11 protein-coding genes and 1 pseudogene are annotated in these 7,803 nt (G+C 43.2%); all 12 read right to left on the bottom strand.

All coding sequences use genetic code 11. The features are described 5' to 3' along the window. Positions 1 to 684: pseudogene (locus NEPTK9_RS08475) on the bottom strand (transposase); the annotation flags it as partial. An 82-nt stretch (positions 685 to 766) separates the two neighbouring features. After that, positions 767 to 1,438: a thioredoxin domain-containing protein gene (locus tag NEPTK9_RS08480; RefSeq protein WP_194848404.1), complete on the bottom strand. Its 672-nt coding sequence runs from the start codon at positions 1,436 to 1,438 to the stop codon at positions 767 to 769. Then, positions 1,431 to 2,606 carry a TraB/VirB10 family protein gene (locus NEPTK9_RS08485; RefSeq protein WP_194848405.1) on the bottom strand — a complete coding sequence of 392 codons (1,176 nt, stop codon included), beginning with the start codon at positions 2,604 to 2,606 and terminating at the stop codon, positions 1,431 to 1,433. Before NEPTK9_RS08485 ends, NEPTK9_RS08480 begins: the two co-directional genes overlap by 8 nt. Before the next feature lies 1 nt (position 2,607). Further along, on the bottom strand, positions 2,608 to 3,309 hold the full coding sequence (locus tag NEPTK9_RS08490) for a TraK domain-containing protein (protein WP_194848406.1): 702 nt from the start codon (positions 3,307 to 3,309) through the stop codon (positions 2,608 to 2,610). Continuing rightward, positions 3,306 to 3,869 carry a TraE/TraK family type IV conjugative transfer system protein gene (locus NEPTK9_RS08495; protein WP_194848407.1) on the bottom strand — a complete coding sequence of 188 codons (564 nt, stop codon included), beginning with the start codon at positions 3,867 to 3,869 and terminating at the stop codon, positions 3,306 to 3,308. The genes NEPTK9_RS08490 and NEPTK9_RS08495 overlap by 4 nt, the downstream gene beginning before the upstream one ends. A gap of 3 nt (positions 3,870 to 3,872) precedes the next feature. After that, positions 3,873 to 4,163 carry a type IV conjugative transfer system protein TraL gene (gene traL / locus NEPTK9_RS08500; RefSeq protein ID WP_194848408.1) on the bottom strand — a complete coding sequence of 97 codons (291 nt, stop codon included), beginning with the start codon at positions 4,161 to 4,163 and terminating at the stop codon, positions 3,873 to 3,875. After that, a complete protein-coding gene (locus NEPTK9_RS08505; RefSeq protein ID WP_194848409.1) occupies positions 4,163 to 4,543 on the bottom strand; it encodes a hypothetical protein in 381 nt (126 codons plus the stop codon). The genes traL and NEPTK9_RS08505 overlap by 1 nt, the downstream gene beginning before the upstream one ends. A 32-nt stretch (positions 4,544 to 4,575) precedes the next feature. Next, the gene (locus NEPTK9_RS08510; RefSeq protein ID WP_194848410.1) at positions 4,576 to 5,115 is read right to left on the bottom strand and encodes a hypothetical protein; all 540 of its coding nucleotides are present in this window, start codon (positions 5,113 to 5,115) and stop codon (positions 4,576 to 4,578) included. Between the two features lie 225 nt (positions 5,116 to 5,340). Continuing rightward, a complete protein-coding gene (locus NEPTK9_RS08515) occupies positions 5,341 to 5,685 on the bottom strand; it encodes a hypothetical protein (protein WP_194848411.1) in 345 nt (114 codons plus the stop codon). Between the two features lie 42 nt (positions 5,686 to 5,727). Beyond that, positions 5,728 to 6,348: a hypothetical protein gene (locus NEPTK9_RS08520; protein ID WP_194848412.1), complete on the bottom strand. Its 621-nt coding sequence runs from the start codon at positions 6,346 to 6,348 to the stop codon at positions 5,728 to 5,730. Positions 6,349 to 6,748: 400 nt separating this feature from the next. Then, on the bottom strand, positions 6,749 to 7,024 hold the full coding sequence (locus NEPTK9_RS08525; protein WP_320412060.1) for a transposase: 276 nt from the start codon (positions 7,022 to 7,024) through the stop codon (positions 6,749 to 6,751). Positions 7,025 to 7,061: 37 nt separating this feature from the next. Next, positions 7,062 to 7,604 carry a hypothetical protein gene (locus tag NEPTK9_RS08530; protein ID WP_194848413.1) on the bottom strand — a complete coding sequence of 181 codons (543 nt, stop codon included), beginning with the start codon at positions 7,602 to 7,604 and terminating at the stop codon, positions 7,062 to 7,064. Positions 7,605 to 7,803: the final 199 nt, after the last annotated feature.

Raw genomic sequence — 7,803 nt, forward strand, 5'->3', positions numbered from 1 at the left:
AGCCAGTGCATCTTCTACCAGAATAACAGGCAAGTGGGGGTGCTCTTTTCTAAAGTCTAAAAGAAACCTCTCACTTGCATTCCTTTCACAGTCATTTTTCGACGAGCCATCTTCTTTCATAATTGGCTCAGGGCAAAGAGGAATCACTTCTTTTTTGTCTGGATGAGCAATAACTGAACCTAAAAACTGATGGTAGTATGTTACAGATCCATTTTTATGGTTTTTCGTACAGCAATTGTCACAGTGTATTTTTGAGGAGGAGAAGTAGCCTGTGCCGTCATTGAGCATAAGAAGCTTACCATTAAGAAATTTATACTTTTCTAAAACTTTACCCCTTTGTAATTTTGCAAAGATAGACTTGAATGGTGATCGCAAATCTCTAGGATTGATGTCATCTAATCGCTCTCTCATGTACGTATCACAAGGAACTCGACTGACCTTAAACAAGTTTTTAATATTTGCCTTTATTGGCTTTTCTTCTTTTTGAGAGTCAAACTGCAATAATGAAGGAAATTTTAGTTTAAACATTGCCAACGCAGACATACAACAATCTGCAATGCTAATTTCCCTTGCTTTCCCCTGATTTCCCACTAAAGGTTCTGCAATTTTCTTGAATTGGTCTTTTGCATTTGCAAGCAACCCTTTCGCCGAAAGGGTGCTCTTTTCTATAAGTCTTCTACTCACTTTCTGCCCTTACCTTTTAATAGTTTGCGAAAACAAAATTTTATAAAAACTGCAAATTAATCACAATCAAGGGCTTAAAATTTTAGCGGGAATTGCTGGTTTGGTGATGTCTTGAACCTCTCTTCAGAAGCTCCGCAAAGGTCTTATCAAGCCATTGGAGGCTCGGAAATTCTTGATGGATCTTTCCATTGATTTCGATGGTTGGTAACTCTGCAGGAACGGTGGGCTGTTTAAGATAGGTGAAGGCTTTTTGGAAAGCCTGACTTTTCTCAAGAAAAGAGAGATCGTGTAAGAGAGGCTGAGGTTTTCCCAAAGCGTCCATGTATTCCTGCATTTTAAAGCATCCTTTTCGGAAAGAGGCTCGTGGGTGATGAGCAAGGGTTTCGATAAGGACTTGTTTTCCCTGAGAAGAGAGCTTTTCGAAGCAGACCATTGCTTGGAGGGTCAGAAGGTCTGCAGGGTCGGGGTGGAAGGTCCAGTATACTTTTCCTTTATCGATATATCTTGCTTGAATGGAGGGGAAGTCTCGTCGGATGAAGGTGAGACATTTAGGGCAAGAGAGGGAAAAGTACTCTGTCACGTGGAGGGGAGCATGAGGATCTCCATAAGAGATCGTATAGATCGAGGAGAGCTTTTCGAAACTCACGGAAGGTCTGAATGGGACCTCTTGAGCATGGAGCACTTTTTGGGAGATGAGGAGACTAAAGGCTGGAACGACCCCAAAAAAGAGTTTACAGATTTTTTGTCTAACCATGTTTCTTCTCCTTAGCTAGGGAGCGCTCGATTTCTAGCTTTTTTCGAAGGTTGTTCTCTCCTATCTTCACGCCATGGGTGAAGATGAGATCGATAACCCTTCCTGCAGCGACTTGTATTGAGGGTTGGAGCTGTTCGGCTCTTTTGATGTAGTAGTCTGCGAGTTTGTTAAGGGCTGTGTTGGCCCCTTGCATACCCGCATTTCTAAAGGTATCGACGTCGAGGATGGTTTGGCTATCTCCTACTTTCGAGAGCTTTTCGATGGTTTGGTTGTTGAGGGTGGCTTGTACCCCCTGCCCTATTCCTTGGAGGAAGGAGGCAAAGGCGGCTCTTGTAATGATGGAACCGGAGCGATCAACAACGATCCCTCTGACTCCTTCTCGTCCATCTTCTCCGGAGACGTAGGCGCTCACTTCTGTTTCTACAAAGTCTCCATTGGGCTCAACGAGGGTCATCCGGTCAGCGCGGACGTAGACGCGTTCGTTAGCGAGATCTCCATAGGCACTGGCTAGGATGACACTGTCCTTAAGAGCGACACGAACTTTGCGAGGAAGTTGTCCATTTTCTAGAGGACGAATGAGCATTTTTGCGGGTCCTTTGGGCTGTTGGACTCCGACACTGCAGTCAGCGGCGGAGACCAGGATGCAGCGAACGACCGTTCCCGCGGGGATGTAGGCGCTGACGTGAGGGGTTTCTTCGTCTTGGAATTCTTCTAATGAGGCGATTTTTATGGGGAGGTTGCAGTCTAGGGGGGAAGGGTTGTTTTCTTTTAGGTCTTTTTTGAGGGTGACTTTAAGGTCTTCGAGCTCTTCTTTGAGGAAAGAGACATTTTCTGAAGCGATTTGGGAGGATTTTTGTGTGACTTCTTGCAGGGTCTCTTTAAGTTCTTCTTGACTGGATACAAGAGAGGTTAAGATGTTCTCAAACTCGTCTTGCTTCCATTCAATCTGTGAAAGTCGGAAGTTTTTGGGTTCGAGACTATGAGAGGCGGTCTCTGGAGGAGAGGAATAAAAAGGTTCGGGAGGCTTAGAACCTTTTGAGTTTCCGCTAAATAGGGTAAAGGCTCCCCATAAGACTCCGATGATTCCGACGCAGATGAGGAGGTAGACCTTTTTCTGGGTTTTTAGGGTTTTTTGGTGAGGTGACTGAAGCTTTTCTTCTTTGGGCATACTAAAACTCCTTTTTCTTGGAGACAATGGCGAGTGTTTTCTCTTCGGGTTCTAAGTGAGTTTTTGAAACGAAGACCCAAAGGTCGTTGTCTCGCTTTAGAGCAGGAGGTTTTAGGGTCTCGAGCCTTTTAGAGTGGTTTTGGATTTCAAGAACTAGGATCTCTTCAAAAGGTCCTTCTAAGGTTCGGAGCATTTTTGCTGTAAAGGGGTTTTGTATGGGAATGCTTTGTTCTTGGGTGGGACGCACTCCGTATCCTTGAGGGATATTTCCCCAAAGGAGATCGTTTAAAAAGGAGATGGTGAGGGAGTGGTAGTCTGACAAGAGGGTTTCTTGAGGGGATGGGGAGGTTTCTTTTTCTTGGAGGACGATGACTTCTCCTGCTTTGGGCTCTGCAAAGACTTGGAAAGTTTGAGCCTCTCCTGAAAGGGTCATGATGGTGACGCTGGTGGGACATTTTTGGATCTCTTTTAGGGGGCTTAAGAAAGCTTGTCCTGTCTTTTTATGGAGGAAGCTTTGGAGGGTGTTTTCATCAAAGATGACGTCGGTAATAACGTCTCCTTCTACCATGATCCGGTTGGGAGAAGTGGAGGAAAGGGTCACTTCTATGGAAGATTTGGGGTCTAGGGTCTCTTCGACAAGGGCGCTGAGCATGGTGGTGCTTCCAATTGCTAAAAGAAAGAGTGTTTTTAGAAGGGGTTTCATAGTTTCTCCTGGGTCACGGTGGTGAGATAAAGTCTACCCTCCTCGCAGCGGAAGGAGAGGGTATATTTGAGTTTTTGAGAGTGAAGGAGGGTCTCCTTACTCTCTGGTTTTTCAATGTAGGTCTTTTGGATCCCTTCAATGACAAACGTGAGGTTTCTATCGGAGGCGTAGGAACGTATGGGCTTGAAAACGAAGGTGGCTTGGTCTTGAGTGAGGGTTTCTTTTTCTTTTAAAAGGGCTTTTTTTAGGGTGACATAGGCACTTGGGTGGGCATGGCAAAGGATTTGCTGATTTTTCCAAGAGATGTCGGAGGGGGTTCTTGTAAGTAGAAGGTCTGAAAGGTAGGTGCCGATGACGTTGAGGTACTCTTTGGAGGTACGGCTTTTTTCGACCCAAAAGGAGGGACCTGTGGTGGGGATAATGACGACGCGCTCCTCTTTATTTTGGATGGCAAAGCTTAACTTGATCACAGCAAGGCTTAGGGCGATGATGCAAAGAGCTAAGACATTGCGTTGGGAGGCAAGGGTTTTGAGCTTTTTTTGAAAGGTCTTGGTTTCCATCGTCTACCGAAGATAAAAGCGTTTATGGGAGGGGGGAAGGGCGACTTTAAACATCCGGTTGAAAACGGTTGTTGGCAAGTGCCAGTAGATAAGGCCGATGAGATAGTACTTTGGAAGGGCTCGAGCGACTTTTCTTCTCATCATAAAAAGGGAGCCTCCAATCAAGGCAAAAAGGATGAACTTTTTCAAGCAAATCCCCATATAGAGGGGGATAGCAAGACTCAAAAGGTCTGTAAGGGCCATCCCCATCAACATTTTCGGATTATCTAGGTATTTATAAAACCGTTTTTTCATCAGTGTTTAGATTGCTCGTTGTGGGTTTTGTTTTTGAAGATTTTTGTCCCTAAAACGGTGTCGATCACATCGGAGAAGTTTCCAAGGATGATTCCTATGAGAAGGGCGATCCCCACTCCTTTCCAGCTCCCTTTATACAGGGCCCAAACGCCGCTGCCTAAGATCACAGCCATAAAGATCCAAAAGAGTCCTGATCGATTGGAGACAATTGATTCGACTTGGACCTTGGTCTCCCCGAAGGCGGAGTTGATATCGCAAAACCCTAAAGAAGGAAGAAGAGTGAGGGTTAAGAAAAATAGTCCCAAGATAGACGTGGGGTGCCTTTTAATAAAGCGGATGAAGTTATGGGCTCCGTTTTTAAAATGTTTTGTCATTTCCATAATGAAATCCTCTTGTTATGCGTTTAGCTCCCCTATCGACTGAGGAGATGGTTGTGTTTTTCAATTAACGTTTGAAGCTCGCCATAGCGACGCATTTTTCTTGCATGGTCGTCCAAAATGAAGGCGATCGTTTTTTTGGTTTGTTTGGCTGTTTTCTTGGCCTGGGTGACATCTTTGCTGGTTTCAAGCTCAAATTTTAATAGAGCTAAAAGAGCCATGGCTCGTTTGTTGGGATCGGAGATCGTCCAGATCTCTTTGGTCACTTGCTTGACGCTTTTGAGTGCTTGCGACTTTTGTGTGGGATATTTTGCTGCTGCGATTTCGAGGTTAGCGATACACCTCCAGTGGAGAGCATAGAGATTATCTCGATGCTTTTCTGCTTCTGGGATGTTTCGAATAAGGAGAGCCTTGCGCACTCTTTTGATCCGAAAATTTTCGTCATGCTGGGTTTGAACGTCGGTTTTAAGGGCATCGGCTGCATATGCGACTTTTTCCCCGATCGTTGCACATCCAGAAAGGAGTGTGATGGAAAGAGGCACGACAACTAAAATGGTTTTGGGAAAAGCCGTCATTTTGTTCAAAATCCCCTTCACACTATTTCCTGAGCGCGATTTTGAAAAAATGGATGTTTTCTTTATCTTTAGTTTAAAGTAATTTTTTGCAATCATTTTATCCTCAATGATTTATACTTTTAAAGTTCTTTGATAATTCTGACTGACAATTTATGGCAACACTAAAATATCTCTTTTATAAACAAGGTAAAACCATCTGTTGCCATAATTTGTCATCTTTATTCATTAGCGTACTTTTTTAATGCATTCTTTGATTCCCACTTTGAAGATTTCAAAGAGTTTTTTCTGATCAAACCACTCAACTCTGTTGAAGCTGACTGGACATAGAGCTGTCGTTTCAACCAAAGCATCATCGCTAGAAATCCTACGGATCTGAATACTGAAGGCTAGCTGAACGATTCCGCAGACTTTTTTGGTTGTAATATCCCAGTCCATACAATGGACTCCCTGCGTGTAGATAGAAACCACCAAACGAAGGTCTCTTCTAGCTAGACGGGTTCTTAGCTCTCCAATGGAGTCGATTTCATCGAGTTGGGCCTGAAGGTCGGCAATATCTTCTTGAAAGGTCATAGTTTTCTCCTATATTCTTAGTTTAAAAGGGTTAGAGGCTTGCTACTTAAGCAAGCACTGAATGGATGTAAAAAAAGTAGAAAGGGTAAAGCTCTCCCCTCTCACAAAGAATGAAGGGGGCTTAGGGGAAGAATCCCGCTTAGAAAACTCCCCTGCTGCCTTAAAAGAGGCTCCTATTTCCAAAAGGTGGATAAGATCGACCTGGGGATCTTCTGGAGAGAGGTCTTCTAGCGCTCTTAGGAAAATCTGTGGAGCTCCTTCTGTAAGATTTCGACCTAAGGCTAAAAGAACGCTTTCGAAAAAAAGGGATTTTTTAGAGCTGGGTAGAGTCTCTAAGCAAGAAACAAACTGAAGTGTGAGAAGGTCTGCGATATCAGGACAAAAGGTCCAGCTGACGTTCCCAGTATCAATAAGATCTCTTTTAAGGATCGGAAACTCTTCTTGAATAAACCGAATAAATCCAGAAGAACCTAAAGAAAAGTGCTGAGTAACAGCGAATCTTGCTTTAGGGTCTCCATAGGTGATCTGATGCTTATGTGTATGTGCCTCACAACAATGCCCTAAAGCAGCAAAAAGAGCTGTTAAACAAGAGATTGCTATGAGTAGCTTACCAAAGATTGGCAAGCGGTAGCGAAGTTTTTGTATATTTGTGTATAATGGCATCGGTGTTCCTCCGTGTTAGGAATGCCCGGCCTCGGTATGAGGCCGTGCCGTCAGAGCTGCAACTCTGACGGCTTTTTTGTTTACAACCTTCTTTTTAAGCTAAAAAGTATATTTTAATCAACATTTTTGTAGAATTTTCCTTTGTACACGACAATTTTTCATGATAGTTCCCGACTTCCATAGGGAGAAGCTTCAGAAGCGGGCCTTAAAAACCTTAGGCAACTAAGGCTTTTGCCCAGTCTAAAGAAAATTTTCCCTAGACTGTCACAAATGTAGTCTAGCCCATATCTGAATATGCTTACAGCTAAACGGCCGTGTTTTTTGATCTTGATCGGTTCTTTTTCCTCGTGCCTCCATTCACCGGCCTTGTATGCCCAAGCAAAAGCAACTGTAAGAATAGCTATGAGTTTACTAATTTTTCATTATCAGTCATATGGGTATCTTCAAAGTTAAAGCCTCTTCCCTTCAAGCATCCAAATAGTGTTTCGATTTCCCATCTCTTAGCATACATCTCAATGGCATTTTCAGGATCTTTATTGGTAGCAACGATTAGCAACTCGTTCTTTGGGGTGCGTAGTCCAGCTAGGTACACCTGGTTTCCATAGACCTTTCTCAGTCCCTTTAAAGCTCTCTGTTGCTGAATAGCAAGTCCGTTAAAAAGCCCTTCAATATCCACTTTCAAGCCTCTAGAATTGGTGGTAACCGTATTGTTTTTAATCCGAATATAAAAAGGGGATGTTTCGTTGGTTTAGCCACTTGAACCACTTTGCTCCCACAAATTCTCTATCAGCTAAAAGCCCTAAAATTTTACCTTCTCCAAATAAATTGATAAATCTTGCGATGATGTCAATACGCTCTGCTGTTTCAGAGTTTCCCGCTTTGCCTAAAAGCGTCCAAAGTATCGGAATGGCTATTCCCTTATAGACAATCCCCAGCATCAAAATATTAATATGGCATTTGCCCCATTTCCAATTAGTCCTATCCATGGTAAGATATACTTTATCAAAGCCAAACAAACGGTAAACAAGCTTGGAGACAACGGCTACTTCGATTGTAAAGCCTTCGAAAAACCTTTGTAAGCGCCTGTACCTGGAACTCTGTTTTGCTTTACTAGCGATAAAGCAGGGTAGTTGTGCTAGGTTCACGGTTTTAGACAGGATAATCGCTAGTAGAATATTGACAAAGCAGTCAATTCTAGGCTTGCTCCATACGAAGTTTTGGTTTAATATGATTGTTAACTCGCTGGCATGTTTCATTTTCCGTCCTTTTGGTTCGGTTTGTTTTTCAACGAAACATTTTAATGCCAGTGAGTTACTTGTCAAATGCTAAATTCTTGTCGTGTACAAAGAGAATTTTCAGCAATTCCCGGAATAAAAAATTTGAATAGCCCCCCTAACCATTTTTAAGCTACTAAAATTTCGTCCATGGAGGGACTATAAGGAAATAGCATTTCCA

The sequence above is a fragment of the Candidatus Neptunochlamydia vexilliferae genome (assembly GCF_015356785.1).
Lineage (GTDB): Bacteria > Chlamydiota > Chlamydiia > Chlamydiales > Simkaniaceae > Neptunichlamydia > Neptunichlamydia vexilliferae.

What these genes read in the sequence shown, in the direction of transcription:
- NEPTK9_RS08490 (WP_194848406.1), bottom strand. Translation starts at nt 3,309, where the DNA reads ATGAAACCCCTTCTAAAAACACTCTTTCTTTTAGCAATTGGAAGCACC.
- NEPTK9_RS08495 (WP_194848407.1), bottom strand. Translation starts at nt 3,869, where the DNA reads ATGGAAACCAAGACCTTTCAAAAAAAGCTCAAAACCCTTGCCTCCCAA.
- NEPTK9_RS08505 (WP_194848409.1), bottom strand. Translation starts at nt 4,543, where the DNA reads ATGGAAATGACAAAACATTTTAAAAACGGAGCCCATAACTTCATCCGC.
- NEPTK9_RS08485 (WP_194848405.1), bottom strand. Translation starts at nt 2,606, where the DNA reads ATGCCCAAAGAAGAAAAGCTTCAGTCACCTCACCAAAAAACCCTAAAA.
- NEPTK9_RS08520 (WP_194848412.1), bottom strand. Translation starts at nt 6,348, where the DNA reads ATGCCATTATACACAAATATACAAAAACTTCGCTACCGCTTGCCAATC.
- NEPTK9_RS08515 (WP_194848411.1), bottom strand. Translation starts at nt 5,685, where the DNA reads ATGACCTTTCAAGAAGATATTGCCGACCTTCAGGCCCAACTCGATGAA.
- NEPTK9_RS08510 (WP_194848410.1), bottom strand. Translation starts at nt 5,115, where the DNA reads ATGACGGCTTTTCCCAAAACCATTTTAGTTGTCGTGCCTCTTTCCATC.
- NEPTK9_RS08530 (WP_194848413.1), bottom strand. Translation starts at nt 7,604, where the DNA reads ATGAAACATGCCAGCGAGTTAACAATCATATTAAACCAAAACTTCGTA.
- NEPTK9_RS08480 (WP_194848404.1), bottom strand. Translation starts at nt 1,438, where the DNA reads ATGGTTAGACAAAAAATCTGTAAACTCTTTTTTGGGGTCGTTCCAGCC.
- traL (WP_194848408.1), bottom strand. Translation starts at nt 4,163, where the DNA reads ATGAAAAAACGGTTTTATAAATACCTAGATAATCCGAAAATGTTGATG.